Origin of the sequence: Vibrio cidicii (assembly GCF_009665415.1) — a bacterium.
GTDB classification, from domain to species: Bacteria; Pseudomonadota; Gammaproteobacteria; order Enterobacterales; family Vibrionaceae; genus Vibrio; species Vibrio cidicii.
In genome coordinates this window covers 2,365,750-2,381,962 of sequence record NZ_CP035921.1, presented here as the reverse complement: position 1 = coordinate 2,381,962, position 16,213 = coordinate 2,365,750, and the positions used below count along the sequence as shown (strand labels likewise).

Annotated in this window: 14 protein-coding genes and 2 pseudogenes; 2 read left to right on the top strand and 14 right to left on the bottom strand. The window is 49.4% G+C overall.

All coding sequences use genetic code 11. The features are described 5' to 3' along the window. Positions 1-19 precede the first annotated feature (19 nt). From hscB to trmJ, 6 genes and pseudogenes are all read right to left on the bottom strand, one after another. Positions 20-535, bottom strand: a complete 516-nt coding sequence (gene hscB, locus EWA64_RS11945) for a co-chaperone HscB (RefSeq protein WP_061895092.1) — start codon at positions 533-535, stop codon at positions 20-22. Between the two features lie 55 nt (positions 536-590). Then, on the bottom strand, positions 591-914 hold the full coding sequence (gene iscA / locus EWA64_RS11940) for an iron-sulfur cluster assembly protein IscA (protein ID WP_061895091.1): 324 nt from the start codon (positions 912-914) through the stop codon (positions 591-593). A 73-nt stretch (positions 915-987) separates the two neighbouring features. Beyond that, positions 988-1,371, bottom strand: a complete 384-nt coding sequence (gene iscU, locus EWA64_RS11935; protein WP_039424283.1) for a Fe-S cluster assembly scaffold IscU — start codon at positions 1,369-1,371, stop codon at positions 988-990. 47 nt (positions 1,372-1,418) lie between these two features. Next, positions 1,419-2,633: an IscS subfamily cysteine desulfurase gene (locus tag EWA64_RS11930; protein WP_061895090.1), complete on the bottom strand. Its 1,215-nt coding sequence runs from the start codon at positions 2,631-2,633 to the stop codon at positions 1,419-1,421. A 30-nt stretch (positions 2,634-2,663) separates the two neighbouring features. Then, a pseudogene (gene iscR, locus EWA64_RS11925) lies at positions 2,664-3,168 on the bottom strand (Fe-S cluster assembly transcriptional regulator IscR). 105 nt (positions 3,169-3,273) lie between these two features. Continuing rightward, a complete protein-coding gene (gene trmJ / locus EWA64_RS11920) occupies positions 3,274-4,011 on the bottom strand; it encodes a tRNA (cytosine(32)/uridine(32)-2'-O)-methyltransferase TrmJ (RefSeq protein ID WP_061895089.1) in 738 nt (245 codons plus the stop codon). A gap of 243 nt (positions 4,012-4,254) precedes the next feature. Between trmJ and suhB the strand changes: the two genes are divergently transcribed. After that, a complete protein-coding gene (gene suhB, locus EWA64_RS11915; RefSeq protein ID WP_061895088.1) occupies positions 4,255-5,058 on the top strand; it encodes an inositol-1-monophosphatase in 804 nt (267 codons plus the stop codon). 159 nt (positions 5,059-5,217) lie between these two features. Here suhB and secF read toward each other — a convergent pair whose 3' ends face one another. The 6 genes and pseudogenes from secF to EWA64_RS11885 form a co-directional block, all read right to left on the bottom strand. Further along, on the bottom strand, positions 5,218-6,165 hold the full coding sequence (gene secF, locus EWA64_RS11910; RefSeq protein WP_061895087.1) for a protein translocase subunit SecF: 948 nt from the start codon (positions 6,163-6,165) through the stop codon (positions 5,218-5,220). Between the two features lie 14 nt (positions 6,166-6,179). Continuing rightward, complete coding sequence (secD, locus tag EWA64_RS11905; protein ID WP_082796171.1) at positions 6,180-8,036, bottom strand: protein translocase subunit SecD; 1,857 nt, start codon at positions 8,034-8,036, stop codon at positions 6,180-6,182. A gap of 22 nt (positions 8,037-8,058) precedes the next feature. Beyond that, positions 8,059-8,388, bottom strand: coding sequence for a preprotein translocase subunit YajC (yajC, locus tag EWA64_RS11900; RefSeq protein ID WP_061895085.1), 330 nt, complete (start codon positions 8,386-8,388; stop codon positions 8,059-8,061). 116 nt (positions 8,389-8,504) lie between these two features. After that, positions 8,505-9,641, bottom strand: coding sequence for a tRNA guanosine(34) transglycosylase Tgt (tgt, locus tag EWA64_RS11895; protein WP_039442316.1), 1,137 nt, complete (start codon positions 9,639-9,641; stop codon positions 8,505-8,507). A gap of 161 nt (positions 9,642-9,802) precedes the next feature. Next, positions 9,803-10,855, bottom strand: a complete 1,053-nt coding sequence (gene queA, locus EWA64_RS11890; protein WP_061895084.1) for a tRNA preQ1(34) S-adenosylmethionine ribosyltransferase-isomerase QueA — start codon at positions 10,853-10,855, stop codon at positions 9,803-9,805. A gap of 199 nt (positions 10,856-11,054) precedes the next feature. After that, positions 11,055-12,256, bottom strand: a pseudogene (locus EWA64_RS11885) (S1 family peptidase). A gap of 227 nt (positions 12,257-12,483) precedes the next feature. Between EWA64_RS11885 and EWA64_RS11880 the strand changes: the two are divergent. Beyond that, positions 12,484-12,939 carry a CBS domain-containing protein gene (locus EWA64_RS11880; protein ID WP_061895083.1) on the top strand — a complete coding sequence of 152 codons (456 nt, stop codon included), beginning with the start codon at positions 12,484-12,486 and terminating at the stop codon, positions 12,937-12,939. Positions 12,940-13,023: 84 nt separating this feature from the next. Here the strand turns inward: EWA64_RS11880 and aceA are convergent, their stop codons facing one another. Continuing rightward, positions 13,024-14,334 carry an isocitrate lyase gene (gene aceA, locus EWA64_RS11875; protein WP_061895082.1) on the bottom strand — a complete coding sequence of 437 codons (1,311 nt, stop codon included), beginning with the start codon at positions 14,332-14,334 and terminating at the stop codon, positions 13,024-13,026. 150 nt (positions 14,335-14,484) lie between these two features. Further along, on the bottom strand, positions 14,485-16,122 hold the full coding sequence (gene aceB / locus EWA64_RS11870; protein ID WP_061895081.1) for a malate synthase A: 1,638 nt from the start codon (positions 16,120-16,122) through the stop codon (positions 14,485-14,487). Positions 16,123-16,213: the final 91 nt, after the last annotated feature.

The window sequence follows — 16,213 nt, the reverse complement described above, 5'->3', positions numbered from 1 at the left end:
ATGGATCCTTGTTTTTCAACTAGCCGAAGAGTTTCTCTTCCACTAGTTCGATTTCGTTCTTTAATTTGGCAATAAATTTCAGCTTACGAACGCGATCTGCGGCTTGCTGCCACAAAGCCGCGTTAAGCTCTTGCTCTATCGCACTCAGATGCTGCTTATACATTTTGCTCACTCGAGCATCAAATTCTGCCAGCACATCTTGTGCGTCTGAAGCGCTTGGGATCGCTTCGAGCTCTTCTCTCAGCTCCATCTGCTCCATGAGGAACATGGGGTCTTGCAAGGTTTGTTGCTCGCCGCGAATTTCCACCCCATTTTGCGCCAATAAATATTCCGCGCGTGAAATGGGATGTTTCAAAACTTGGTAAGCGTCGTTGATTTGTGCCGCTTTTTGCACCGCTAACAAGCGATCCCGCTCAGAGGCGGTGGCAAAGTTATCCGGATGGAAGCGCTTTTGCAATTCCCGGAACTGAGAAGAAAGAAGGCTACCATCCAGCTGATACTGAGTTGGTAGCCCAAATAGTTCAAAGTGATTCATCGAGTTCTGGCCCTTGATTAAACGTTCTGAGCCATCAGGCCCAGAACTTCAGTCATTAGACGTTGAAGCTTTCACCACAACCACATTCACTTTTCGCATTCGGGTTATTGAACTCAAAGCCTTCGTTCAACCCTTCTTTGACGTAGTCGAGCTGGGTGCCGTCGAGATACACCAAACTTTTCTTGTCGATAATTACTTTCACGCCTGAATGTTCGAATACTTCGTCTTCTTCATTCAGATCATCAACAAACTCCAACACATAGGCCATTCCTGAACAGCCAGTGGTTTTCACTCCCAGGCGCAAACCAATCCCTTTACCACGGTTATCAAGAAATGCTCTTACTCGACTTGCTGCGCTTTCTGTTAGTGTAACGGCCATACTGCACCTTAGTTAATGTGTTGACGATTCTAATGGGAGCGAAAAGGCTCCCATTATAGCTGTAAAGAGTGGCTTAAAGTTGGTGTTTTTTCTTGTAATCCGCAACTGCGGCTTTAATCGCGTCTTCGGCGAGAATAGAGCAGTGCACTTTCACTGGTGGCAACTCTAACTCTTCGGCGATCTCAGAGTTTTTGATCGACGCCGCTTCTTCAATGCTCTTGCCTTTCACCCACTCAGTAACCAGTGAGCTGGATGCGATCGCACTGCCACAACCGTAGGTTTTAAACTTCGCGTCTTCGATGATGCCTTCTGGCGTCACTTTGATCTGCAGTTTCATTACGTCACCACAAGCGGGTGCGCCAACCATACCACTACCGATAGACGGATCATCTTTGTCAAACGAACCAACGTTACGTGGGTTCTCGTAGTGATCAATTACTTTTTCGCTGTATGCCATGATATTTCCCTCGAATCCTCTATAAATTGCTCTGGATTAACTTGCGCTTAGTGGTGCGCCCACTCAACCGTGTTCAAGTCAACCCCATCTTTGTACATATCCCATAGAGGAGACATGTCGCGTAGCTTGTTTACGGCTACACGGATCTGTTCAATAACGTAGTCAATCTCTTCTTCGGTGGTAAAACGACCAAAGGAGAAACGAATCGAGCTGTGAGCCAGTTCGTCATTCAAGCCAAGTGCACGTAGCACGTAAGAGGGCTCAAGGCTGGCTGAAGTACATGCACTGCCTGATGAAACCGCAAGATCTTTTAGCGACATCAGTAGAGATTCCCCTTCAACGAAAGCGAAACTCACGTTGAGGTTATGTGGTACGCGCTGCTCAAGATCGCCGTTAACAGTGACCGCTTCCATGTCTTTAACGCCATCAAGCAGACGGTTACGCAATGCCAATGCATGGTCGTAATCTTTTTGCATCTCTTCTTTAGCGATACGGAACGCTTCGCCCATACCAACGATTTGGTGCGTGGCCAGAGTACCAGAGCGGAAACCGCGCTCATGACCACCGCCATGCATTTGCGATTCAAGACGGATACGTGGTTTACGACGTACGTACAGTGCGCCGATACCTTTCGGACCGTAAATCTTGTGTGCTGAGAGTGAAATCAAATCCACTTTCATCGCTTGAACGTCAATCGCCACTTTACCGGCAGATTGCGCAGCGTCCACGTGGAAAATGATTTTGCGCGCACGGCACAGTTCACCAATCGCAGCAATGTCTTGAATCACGCCAATTTCATTGTTGACGTGCATGATCGAGACGAGAACCGTGTCGTCACGCATCGCAGCTTCGAGTTTGTTCAGATCGATAATGCCGTTCGCTTCCGGCTCAAGGTAAGTCACTTCAAAACCTTCACGCTCTAGTTGGCGAGTCGTGTCGAGCACCGCTTTGTGCTCTGTTTTGCAAGTAATAATGTGCTTGCCTTGCTTCGAATAAAAATGGGCCGCGCCTTTGATTGCCAGATTATCTGACTCGGTTGCCCCCGAAGTGAAAACAATTTCACGTGGGTCTGCATTAAGCAGATCGGCAATTTGCTCACGAGCGGTGTCTACCGCTTCTTCCGCCTGCCAACCGTAACGATGAGAACGTGACGCCGGGTTACCAAAAATACCGTCCATCGTCATGTGCTGAACCATTTTCTCAGCGACGCGAGGATCAACGGGGCACGTTGCCGAATAGTCTAGATAAATAGGCAGTTTCATTCTTCACTCCAATGTAAACATGCTGACCGCTTAAGAGCGGAAATTTACACCGATGGGCGCGGTGCTTGTATTTTTGTTAGCCAACCCATGATTTACCGCTAGGGTTATCTCCTGACGGTCAGAAATTTCGAGGACTTCATTGTCACTCATCAGCTCACCAAGAGTGATGTTGTTCAAGAAGTCACTAATACGCGAGCTTAAATCACGCCATAGTGTGTGTTAGGCAACGCGTGCCGCCTTGGCAGTCACCTTTGCCTTGACACTTGGTCGCATCAACCGACTCATCAACCGCCGCGATCACCGTACCAATAGAAATGGAGAAAGCATCAGCGCCTAGGCGGTAACCACCACCAGGACCACGCACACTGGCAACTAAGCCTGCTTTACGCAATTTAGAAAAAAGCTGCTCAAGATAAGAGAGCGAAATCCCCTGACGCTCAGAAATGTCAGCCAGAGGAACAGGACTTTTTTGCGAATGCAGCGCCACATCCAGCATTGCTGTTACCGCATATCTTCCTTTAGAGGTCAGTTTCATAACACACCGTATCCACACTTTTACAATGGATACATTTTTCCATACCCGACCAAAACGGTCAAGTATTTATTTGACTATTTTACTCAGGTATTCATCCCTTAATTTTTAAGGGTTATTTTTATTCAGTTGCGATTTTTCAATCGCTGTCAGCACGCCGCGCAGAATGTTAAGCTCTTGCGCTTCCGGACGAGCACGACTGAACAGACGACGCATTTTGTTCATCACTTGATTAGGTTGATCTGGACTGATGAACTCACTTGCCAGCATCACCTTTTCGAGATGTTGATAGAAAAGTTCTAACTCTTTGTGTCGAGGATATTCTACTTCAGCACTTGCTACGTACTGGCTTTGCTGATCATTCAGGTACGCCATACGCACTTCATAGCTGAGCGTTTGTACCGCCATGGCAAGGTTTAATGAGCTGTACTCTGGATTGGCTGGAATGCAGACGTGATAGTGGCACTTTTGCAGCTCTTCGTTGGTCAAGCCAGTACGCTCGCGACCAAAAACCAGGGCCACCGCACCTTGCTTGCTTTCTTGGATCATCTTCTCACCGCACTCTCTTGGCTCAAGCATCGGCCATTCCAAAGTACGCGAGCGAGCACTAGAGCCAACAACCAAAGCGCAGTCGCTCACTGCCTCTTCTAAAGAAGAAACAATACGCGCATTCAAAGCTACATCAGAGGCACCAGAGGCCAGCGCAATCGCTTGGGCGTCCACTTCGCATTCCGGTTGTACGAGAACCAATTGGCTAAGGCCCATCACTTTCATTGCGCGAGCGGCAGAGCCGATATTACCTGAGTGGGACGTTCCGACGAGAACAACTTTGACCTGATCTAACATGCGAATTTTTGGCACCTGATTTAAAACCGCAGGATGTTAGCACATTTTTCGCTAGCGCCCTAGGTTGTTGGCGGCATGCAGGGAATTAATCGCTCGGTCGAAGAGCGTAGAGCTGCGTTTTCTTGATACTCATCACATCATGCAAGGAGCCTCGTCTAAAAAATCGCCACTTCACATTTCATTTTTCTCTGGTATACTCGCCGCCGCTTTCATTTGTTCTTTAACATCCGTTGGGAAATTCGTATGCATCCAATGCTAAACATTGCTATTCGCGCTGCGCGAAAAGCAGGCAACCATATTGCTAAATCACTAGAAAACGTTGAGAAAATTGAATCTACGCTAAAAGGCACAAACGACTTTGTGACTAACGTAGACAAAGAAGCAGAAACGATCATTATCGATACTATTAAAAACTCTTACCCAGAGCACTGTATCATTGCTGAAGAAAACGGCACAATTGATGGTAAAGATAAAGACGTACAATGGATCATCGACCCACTGGATGGCACTACCAACTTTGTCAAAGGCATTCCTCATTTCGCGGTTTCTATCGCCGTGCGCATCAAAGGCAAAACGGAAGTTGCTTGTGTTTACGACCCAATGCAAAATGAATTGTTCACCGCTCAACGTGGTTCAGGCGCACAACTCAACAGCGCACGTATCCGTGTAAAACAACCCAAAGATCTGCAAGGTGCGGTGATTGCAACTGGTTTCCCATTTAAACAGAAGCAACATTCTGAATCTTATTTCAAAATCATGTCTGCTATGTTTGTTGAAGTCGCAGACTTCCGCCGCGCTGGCTCTGCTGCATTGGATCTTTGTTACGTTGCCGCAGGCCGTGTTGACGGTTACTTCGAGCTTGGTCTAAAACCTTGGGACATTGCTGCGGGCGAGCTAATCGCACGCGAAGCGGGCGCGATCATCACTGATTTCGCCGGCGGTACAGAATACCTGAAATCAGGTAACGTCGTTGCTTCAAGTGCACGCGGCGTTAAATCATTGCTGAAGCACATTCGTGAGAATGGTAACGACGCAATTCTTAAGTAATCGATAGCCCGTCACGCTGATTACTTTTGAATGAGCCCCTGCCGCAAGGTTGGGGCTTTTTTATTTTCGCCCCGACATCAATAAAGCCAACTCTATACCACAAGATAGAAAAAAGCCGCTGTGGTTGGCAGCGGCTTTTGCGTTTGTGCGGTAAATCGATTAAGGCAGTTCTTCGAACTCTGCACCTTCTTTTTCCACTTGCGGCGGCATCAGGTGTTCTTTCTGAATGCCGAGTTTCAGCGCCAGCGCCGAAGCTACGTAGATAGAAGAGTAAGTACCAACGGTGATGCCCAGTAGCAATGCCGTCGCAAATCCGTGGATCAGTGCCCCACCCTGCGCAAACAGTGCAATGACCACAAACAAGGTCGTACCAGATGTAATCAACGTACGACTCAACGTTTGGGTAATCGAGCTATCCATAATATCGGCAGGTTCGCCTTTACGCATTTTGCGGAAGTTCTCACGAATACGGTCAAACACCACAATCGTATCGTTTAGCGAGTACCCCACTACCGTCAACAAAGCGGCCACGATGGTAAGATCCACTTCGATTTGCATCATGGAGAAAACACCCAACGTAATGATCACGTCGTGCGCTAATGCCATTACCGCACCCGCAGCCAGACGCCATTCAAAACGCATCGAGACATAGAGCAAAATACACAGCAAAGAGACCAAAATCGCCAGACCGCCCGCTTCAGTGAGCTCATCACCCACGTTCGGACCGACGAACTCAATACGGCGCATCTCAACGTTTTTGCCAGTACCTTCTTTAATCGCATTTAAAATCTGGTTGCCCAGCGTCTCACCCGCGACATCTTCACGAGGGCGCAAACGAACCATCACGTCACGCGCTGAACCGAAGTTTTGTACGGTCGCATCGGCAAAACCTTTGCTTTCAAGTGCACGACGGATATCTTCCAGATTGGCAGGCTGTTCAAAGCCTACTTCAATCAAGGTACCACCGGTAAAGTCCAATCCCCAGTTCAACCACTTAGTGGAGAGGGTAAAGATCGACGCCCCAATCATCACAATCGACAACGCGAATGCGAATTTCGACCAACGCATAAAGTCGATCGCTTTGTCTGCTTTTAGAATCTGAAACATTACAATTCCCAGCCTTAGATCGACAGTTTATTAATACGTTTGCCGCCGTACAGTAGGTTGACAATACAACGCGTACCGATGATGGCTGTAAACATGGAGGTTAAAATACCGATAGATAACGTCACCGCAAAGCCTTTGATCGCCCCAGTACCAACGGCGAACAAAATAATCGCCGTGATCAAAGTGGTGATGTTGGCGTCGGCGATGGTGCTAAACGCATTTGCATATCCTTGGTGAATGGCTTGCTGAGGATTACGCCCTTCGCGCAGCTCTTCACGGATACGCTCAAAGATCAGCACGTTGGCGTCGACCGCCATGCCGACAGTAAGAACAATACCCGCAATACCCGGTAGGGTCATGGTCGCACCCGGAATCATCGACATCACACCGATGATCAATACCAAGTTCGCCATCAGCGCCACATTGGCAATCAAGCCAAACTTACGATAGTAAAGCAGAGTAAATAGCATGACCGCCACCATACCCCAGATACACGCTTGGATACCCATGTCGATGTTCTGCTGACCCATTGACGGGCCGATGGTACGTTCTTCAACGATGGAGATCGGTGCAATCAACGCACCAGCGCGTAATAGCAGCGCCAAGTTGTGCGCTTCAGCGGCAGAATCGATCCCGGTAATGCGGAAATTGCGTCCTAGCGCCGACTGAATAGTCGCTTGGTTGATCACTTCTTCATGCTTAGTGAGAATCACTTTGCCTTCTGGTGTACGACGACCACTGTCTTTGTATTCCGCAAACACCGTCGCCATCAACTTACCGATGTTCTTCTTCGAGAAGGCGGACATTTTATTGCCACCTTCGCTATCGAGCGAAATATTAACCTGTGGACGGCCGTATTCGTCGGTACTGGAACTGGCGTCGGTGATGCTTGCACCACCGAGAATTACCCGTTTCTTCAACACGACAGGACGACCATTACGATCCGTTTTGATTTCACTGCCTGCTGGTGCACGGCCACTCGCCGCCGCCGCTAGGTCAGCTTTATCATCCACTTCACGAAACTCAAGTGTTGCCGTCGCGCCCAAAATTTCTTTCGCGCGTGCAGTGTCTTGCACCCCTGGCAGCTCAACTACGATACGGCTCGCGCCTTGACGTTGAACCAAAGGCTCCGCCACACCGAGCTCGTTCACACGGTTACGTAAAATGGTAATGTTCTGCTCAACCGCATAATTGCGGATCTCTTGCAGACGCGCTTCGGTAAAGGTAGCAATCAACCCATAGCGACCATCTTCCGTTGACTCAACAAACGTCATGTCCGGATGATTTTTAACCAAAAGTTGTTTCGCTTCGGTCACTTGCTCTGCATCACGCAGCAACACTTCAACCGCTTGTTTACCTGTTGGACGAATAGAACGGTAACGGATTTTGGCATCGCGCAGCTCGCTACGAAATGCTTCTTCTTGCTGACCGACTAGCTTCTCCATCGCGGCGTCCATGTCCACTTCCATCAGGAAATGCACACCACCACGTAGGTCAAGACCAAGCTTCATCGGCGCGGCGCCGATAGATTCCAGCCAATCAGGAGTAGAAGGCGCCAAGTTAAGCGCGACAATCTTGTCTTTGCCAAGCGCTTCACTGACGACATCGCGAGCACTCAATTGAGTGTCGGTATCATTGAAACGGACAAGAATCGAGCCATTTTCTAGGGCAATCGATTTGTGGGTAAGGTTCTCTTTGGTAAGAGCGTTAGTGACAGCATCCAGCGTTGACATATCTACAGAGGCGCCACGCGCCCCTGTAACTTGAATAGCCGGATCTTCACCGTAGATATTTGGAAGTGCGTACAAGGCAGCGATAGCGATGGTTAACACCACCATCAAGTACTTCCACAATGGGTAACGGTTTAGCACAGCGAGGATCCTCTAGCTGTTTTTATAGAGATTTAAGCGTACCTTTTGGTAGCACTGCGGTAACAAAGTCCTTTTTGATCACGACTTCGTTGTTGGTGTTCAACTCGATTGAAATGAAATCGTTGTCTTCTGCGATTTTGGTGATTTTACCCACCAGACCACCACTAGTAAGCACTTCGTCGCCTTTACCCATCGCCGCCATTAAGCTTTTGTGCTCTTTAACACGCTTCGCTTGAGGGCGGTAAATCATGAAGTAAAAGATAACGGCAAACATGCCGAGCATGATCAGCATTTCGAAACCACCACCTTGTGGTGCACCTTCTGCCGCAGCGTGAGCTTGAGAGATAAACATTAAAACATCCTCATTATTTTTTATTGATAATCCAACAAATTGGGTAACGCCACCTTATTTTCAAGCGAAGTCGCTCACAAAAACAAGATGACGCTACATTTTTTACTTTTACGAAATTAAGCCTGCTTACCAAGCGGCGGCACTTCGCGATTGCGCCTTGCGTAGAACTCTTCCACAAACTGCTCGAAGCGATCTTCATCAATCGCCTTACGAATGCTTTCCATCAAACGTTGGTAGTAACGCAGGTTGTGGATAGTGTTCAAGCGAGCACCGAGGATTTCGTTACAACGGTCCAAATGGTGCAGATACGACTTTGAGTAATTTTTGCAAGTGTAACAGTCACAATGTGGATCGAGAGCGCTTGTGTCGGTTTTATGTATCGCATTACGGATCTTGATCACACCGCCAGTGACAAACAGGTGTCCGTTACGCGCATTTCGCGTCGGCATTACGCAGTCAAACATGTCGATCCCGCGGCGAACGCCTTCCACCAAGTCTTCCGGCTTACCCACGCCCATCAGGTAGCGCGGCTTATCTTCCGGTAATTGCGGGCAAGTATGCTCAAGCACGCGATGCATGTCCTCTTTAGGTTCACCCACCGCAAGACCGCCGACCGCGTAGCCATCAAAGCCGATTTCCGTCAGCCCTTTGACCGAAACATCACGCAGGTCTTCGTAAACACCACCTTGCACAATGCCAAACAGGTTATTAGGGTTTTCGAGCTTATCGAAGTGATCGCGCGAACGCTGAGCCCAGCGTAGTGACATTTCCATCGACTTTTTCGCTTCCGCATGCGTCGCTGGATACGGAGTACATTCGTCGAAAATCATCACGATGTCAGAGCCAAGATCTTTTTGGATCTCCATCGATTTTTCCGCATCCATGAAAATCTTGTCGCCGTTCACTGGGTTACGGAAATGTACGCCCTCTTCGGTGATTTTACGAATGTCGCCCAAGCTGAACACTTGGAAACCGCCTGAGTCGGTCAGAATCGGGCCTTGCCAGTTCATGAAATCGTGCAAGTCACCGTGCATTTTCATTACTTCTTGGCCCGGGCGCAGCCACAGGTGAAAAGTATTGCCGAGGAGAATTTCAGCACCAGTGTCTTTCACTTCTTCTGGTGTCATCCCTTTAACGGTGCCGTAAGTCCCCACTGGCATGAACGCCGGCGTTTGCACTGTACCGCGTTCAAAGGTCAGTTGACCACGACGGGCGTTGCCATTTTTCTTTTTAAGATCGAACTTTAACTTCACGAAGCCTCCAACGTCAGAGAAACAGTCTGACGGTTTAGTCACGGACGATGTACGTCCCACGAGAGCGGTCGCTGTCTCCTTGCGAAGCGGTTACCATGGCGGTAGCCCCTCTAGCTTTCTGCTAGCACTCGTAATTGGTTCACGCGGCGAGTCTGCCGCGCTTAGCAAGTCTTCTTTTCAATAAACATCGCATCACCATAAGAGAAGAAGCGATATTGGTTGTCCACCGCATGCTGATAAGCGCGCATGGTATGTTCATAACCCGCGAACGCGCTCACTAACATGATGAGCGTCGACTCTGGTAAGTGGAAATTGGTGATCAAACAATCGACCAGCTGGTATTGATAACCCGGATAAATGAAGATCTCGGTATCGGCAAAATATGGCGCGAGCTCAGTGCCTTTTTTCAGCGCATCTTGCGCGGCACTCTCCAAGGAGCGTACCGACGTGGTGCCGACCGCGATAATGCGTCCACCACGTGCTTTGGTCGCCGCAATGGCATCCACCACCTCTTGCGGCACTTCCGCGTACTCGGCGTGCATGTGATGGTCGTGAATATTGTCCACTTTCACTGGCTGGAAAGTCCCCGCCCCAACATGCAAAGTCACGTAAGCCAGTTCGACACCTTTGGCTTGCATTTGTTCCAGCAATTGCGCGTCAAAATGCAATCCAGCCGTTGGCGCGGCAACCGCTCCGGGCTTCTGGTTGTAAACGGTTTGATAGCGCTCTTTATCCGCATCTTCGTCTGGGCGGTCGATGTACGGAGGAAGGGGCATGTGGCCAATCTCTTCCAGCACCTCTAATAGAGTTTTATCGCCGTTAAGCTTGAGCTCAAACAAGGCGCCATGACGCGCGACCATCTCCGCACTGTACTGGTCGTTTTCACCCAGAATGACAGTGCTGCCCGGTTTGGGCGATTTAGAACAGCGAACATGCGCCAGCAGACGTTTATCATCAAGCATCCGCTCCACCAGCACTTCCAGTTTACCGCCCGAGGCTTTACGGCCAAACATCCGCGCCGGGATCACTCGGGTATTGTTAAACACCACTAAATCTCCCGGCTGAACTAAGTCCAACACATCTTTAAAGGTGCCATCTTTTACCTCGCCAGTGTTGCCATTTAGCTGAAGTAAACGACTGGCCGTGCGCTCTGGTTGAGGATAACGGGCGATCAGTTCGTCAGGTAAGTCGAAGTGAAAATCTGAAACTTGCATGCTACTGCTCTTGATAAATTCTTCTGAGGTTTAACGTCATTATAATGCGAGTGAATTTTTCGCAGTGGGGTAGTATAGAGCGACAAGGTTCAATAGCAAGCAAAGTTCTCGGCGAGAGTGTAACAAGCCTCGCCAAACTTAAGCTGAGGCGTAAACAAGCACTCAGCGAGCACAACAGGCTCGCTGAGTGAATGAAGCATTAGCGTTTTGTTCTGAAGATCCGCGCGGCAAAAAGACTCAGCACCCACAGATAGTGGACACTACCACCGCCTTGGGCTTTACCGGTAAATTGACAGCTGTTGGTAGAGATGCCGCCGTGACAATCATCGGAGGCATTGTCATTCCCTCCTCCATTGTCACTGTCCGCATCACTGCCATTGTCAGCGGCATTGTTGCGGATAAAATCGGGCGGCAGGATCGGGGAAGCTGGCGGGTTCTCGGCATTGACGTAGCCGACTATCCAATCGTAGTAGGTACTTACTTTGGTGTAAAAGCTAGGCAACGTCACCGCCGCGCAAGTTGGCGTCAACAGTGGAATTCCGCTGACGATACCAATCTGTTTGCCAGTGACATCATCCAGCAAAGGGCCACCACTGTCTCCTTTACACACATTGTTGCCATATTGCGTTCTCTCATCAGGGTTCCAAGGCAACACTTCATTGGCCATAGTGCAGATTTTGCTCACATTGGTTGGCGCTTCAATGATTCCCGGCAAGTCGTTACCCAGTTCTAGCCGCTGATAGCAGTTCGTGATTGGCAAGTAGGTTAACTGCGTTTTCTGCAGTGTAGGCGACGGAGTGGATGCGTTGGCAACGGTTGCGCCCCACCCCGATGCGGTGACATTTTTGCGTCGCAGGTTGGTGGCAAATTCATCATCCCACTGGCCATTGAGTCGAGTTTCAATGTGGCGCATCTCTTCCATTGTAGGCAATGAAGATAACGCTACCCCTGTCACGGGCCTATCGAGATACAGCAACGCGACATCACTATCAAGGCTGGTGCTCACCAAGGTCATCTGACCGTCACTGCCCTTTTTGTATTCGCTCAAGCGTGTATAGCTTGGATGAACCACGACGTGAGAGACATGAAAGTAGTTCTCTATCTGCGACTGATTAAGATCCGGTGTGCGTGCCGTGACCGAGATCTGATGGGGTTTAGTGACAAAATAGCGGCGAGATCAGTGCCTTCGCCCATGACCACACAATGCGCTGCCGTCAATACCCAGCGCTCTGACACCATAGTGCCACCGCAAACCGGAAATTCGGCCATGCTGCTTGAGCGAATCGTCACTCGAAAACTGGCGTCTGGATCGTTTTCTCCGAGAATGATGGCTTGGGCGCTGGCACAGACCGTCCAAGCGCCCACCAAAAGAAGTGTTTTTTTCCACATGATAAAGACCACTGATAGCTCAACTGCGCTCATATTCAGCCAGACTCTTCGGCAGGGAAATCCCCGGCTGAAAAATGTGCGAGGAGTATCCTCTCTTGTGCCGTTGCCAGTGCTGGGATTGCGCACAAAATGCCAACTGACTCGCAGCAAATTTGTTGTGGAAAAACGCGTTGGCTCCCAGATATTTATGCCATTTGTTTCTATAGTAAAAAGGATGAACGGAACGACTGGAGGACACCATGATCAAAGTAGAAGATATGATGACTCGCAACCCTCATACCTTGTTGCGTTCGCATACCTTAGCTGATGCGCGCAATATGATGGCCGCACTCGACATCAGACACATCCCGATTGTTGACGCGAACAAACGCTTGCTGGGAATCGTGACCCAACGCGATATTCTCGCGGCGCAAGAATCCAGCTTACACAACGCGCCCGCCGATCAATCCTACACCGACGATACTCCGCTTTATGAAATGATGCACAGCAGCATTATGACCGCAGAGCCAAAGGCCGGGCTTAAAGAGAGCGCCCTGTACATGCAAAAACATAAAGTCGGCTGTTTACCTGTGGTCGATAGAGGTCAATTGGTGGGCATTATTACTGACTCGGATTTTGTCACCATCGCGATTAACTTACTGGAACTGCAAGAAGAAGTGGAACCTGACGAGCTGGAAGTGGGAGACGATCTTTAGAGGCCCAGATCGCTGCGAAATGCATTGCTAGCGTTGAACAATAGAAGAGCGGCCGAAGCCGCTCTTAATCACTTTGCGCTAATATCAGTGGAACTGATCTTCTTCGGTTGAGCCCGTGAGCGCCGTAACAGAAGAGTTGCCGCCCTGAATGGTATTGGTCATACGGTCAAAGTAGCCAGTTCCCACTTCTTGTTGGTGCGCAACGAAGGTGTAACCTTTCTCCGCCGCTTGGAACTCAGGACGCTGCACTTTCTCAACATAGTGACGCATCCCTTCGCCTTGTGCGTAAGCGTGCGCCAGCTCAAACATGTTGAACCACATGTTGTGGATACCCGCCAAAGTGATGAACTGATATTTGTAGCCCATATCCGAGAGCTCTTGCTGGAACTTGGCGATGGTTTCGGCATCCAAGTTTTTCTCCCAGTTAAATGATGGCGAGCAGTTGTACGCCAGCAGTTGCTCTGGGTATTGCGCATGAATAGCCTCTGCAAACTTACGCGCTTCTTCTAGACATGGTGTGGCGGTTTCACACCAGATAAGGTCAGCGTAAGGCGCGTAAGCAAGACCACGAGAAATTGCCTGATCGATACCGGCACGTACGCGGTAGAAGCCTTCTTGAGTACGCTCACCAACGATGAAATCAGCATCATAAGGGTCACAATCTGACGTTAGCAGATCGGCTGCGTTGGCGTCGGTACGAGCAATAACCAGCGTCGTCGTGCCCGCAACGTCAGCGGCCAATCGAGCGGCTACCAGTTTTTGCACCGCTTCTTGCGTTGGTACTAATACTTTGCCGCCCATGTGGCCACATTTCTTCACCGATGCAAGCTGATCTTCAAAATGCACGCCTGCTGCGCCCGCTTCAATCATCGATTTCATCAGCTCGTAAGCGTTCAATACGCCACCAAAGCCCGCTTCAGCGTCAGCCACAATCGGCAGGAAGTAGTCAATGCCACCCTCTTCTGGTGATTTACCATTCGCCCACTGAATTTGGTCTGCACGACGGAACGAGTTGTTAATGCGCTTCACCACTGACGGTACCGAGTCGACTGGGTAGAGTGACTGATCAGGGTACATGGTGGATGCGGTGTTGTTGTCCGCAGCAACCTGCCAACCAGACAGATAGATGGCTTCAATGCCCGCTTTCGCTTGTTGAACCGCCTGACCACCCGTCAGTGCGCCCAAACAGTTTACATAACCTTTTTTGGCGCTCCCGTTGACCAGTGACCACAACTTATCTGCACCACGTTGGGCCAGCGTGTTGGCAGGAACAATAGAACCACGCAGCTCCACCACTTCTTCAGCGGTGTATGGACGCTTGACGTGCTTCCAGCGAGGATTGGTTGCCCAGTCTTTTTCTAGAGCTTCGATTTGTTGGCGGCGAGTTAATGTCATTGGTCTATCCCTCTTTATTATTGGCGCTTCACGGCGCTTTTGAGTTTCCATATCTCCGGCAGTACTTCCTTATCTGCCTTCAAGTTGTTCACGTTATCGGTAGTAAGTTATTGGTAGTAAGTTGTCGGTGTTCAGTTATCAGTTTTTCACTCAGTCCAGATAGTCGTAACCTGGAACCGTTAAGAAATTACTCAGTTCATCGCTGGTGGTTAACCTTGCCATTAGCTCAGCAGCTTCAACAAAGCGTCCGGCTTGATAACGCGCGTCACCTATTTCCTGTTTCACGACCTCAATTTCTTCTTTGAGATATTGTTCAAACAGCGCTTTAGTAACCGTCAAACCGTTATCTAAGATTTTTTGATGTTGAATCCATTGCCAGATAGAGGCGCGCGAAATCTCAGCTGTTGCGGCATCTTCCATCAAACCGTAAATCGGTACACAGCCGTTACCGGAGATCCACGCTTCGATGTATTGCAGCGCGACTCGAATATTGTGACGCATACCATGCTCTGTTCTCTCTCCGTCGCACGGCGCAAGCAGCTCTTTCGCACTGATCGGCGCATCTTGCTCGCGGCTAACATCCAGTTGGTTGCTCCGCTCGCCAAACACCTGATTAAACACGGCCATTGCGGTATCTGCCAAACCGGGGTGAGCAACCCAAGTGCCATCGTGGCCGTTGTTGGCTTCCAACATTTTATCATTGAGGATTTTGTCTAAAACGCGCTGGTTTTCCGCCGGATCTTTAGCGGGAATAAACGCCGCCATGCCTCCCATCGCAAAGGCGCCACGTTTGTGGCAAGTTCGGATAAGCAAACGCGAATAAGCGTTGAGGAAAGGCTTATCCATCGTTACGACTTGGCGATCTGGCAGAACGCGATCCGGATGTTTTTTCAAGGTCTTGATGTAGCTGAAAATATAGTCCCAACGGCCACAGTTCAGACCGACGATATGCTCTTTGAGCGAAAAGAGAATTTCATCCATTTCAAACACCGCTGGAAGCGTTTCGATCAGCACTGTCGCTTTAATCGTACCGGTGTCTAGACCGAAATAATCTTCGGTGAAATGGAATACCTCACTCCACCACTTCGCTTCATGGTGAGACTGCAGTTTCGGCAGATAGAAATAAGGACCGCTGCCTTTTTTTAGTAACGCTTTGTAGTTGTTATAGAAGTAGAGCGCGAAATCAAACAATGCTCCGGGAATGATCTCTCCCTGCCACGTGACATGCTTCTCTTTTAGATGCAGGCCGCGCACACGGCAGATGAGCACCGCTGGATTTTCCACCAATTGGTAGTGCTTGCCATTGTCTGGATTGGTATACGAGATGGTGCCGTTAACCGCATCGCGCAAGTTGATTTGACCATCTAGCACTTTCTCCCAAGCCGGCGACATGGAATCTTCGAAGTCAGCCATGAACACTTTGACGTTGGCGTTGAGGGCATTGATCACCATCTTGCGATCGGTTGGGCCGGTAATCTCCACTCGACGATCTTGCAGATCGTGAGGAATACCCAGGATCTTCCAACTCCCTTCACGGATATCCTGCGTTTGCGACAGAAAATCGGGCAGTTCGCCTTGGTCGATACGCTCCTGTCTCTCTTCACGGGCAGTAAGCAGTTCATCGACTTGAGAGGCAAACCTAGCACACAACTGAGATAAAAAGGTTTGGGCTTCAACAGGGAAAATAGCCTGATGCTCTGGCGATAGCTTGCCAGTCACCTCAAGCATGCCTTGGGTCTGTTGCTGTTCAGTGGGTGCGTTTTGTTTCTCGGGAGTTTGAGCAAGCATGTTTCTTCTTCCTTAAATTAGTTTGCTTGTGAAAGGCAAAGCGACATTTGTAACTTTAAAACCACAAAACACATCCTCGCTTTTCATGATT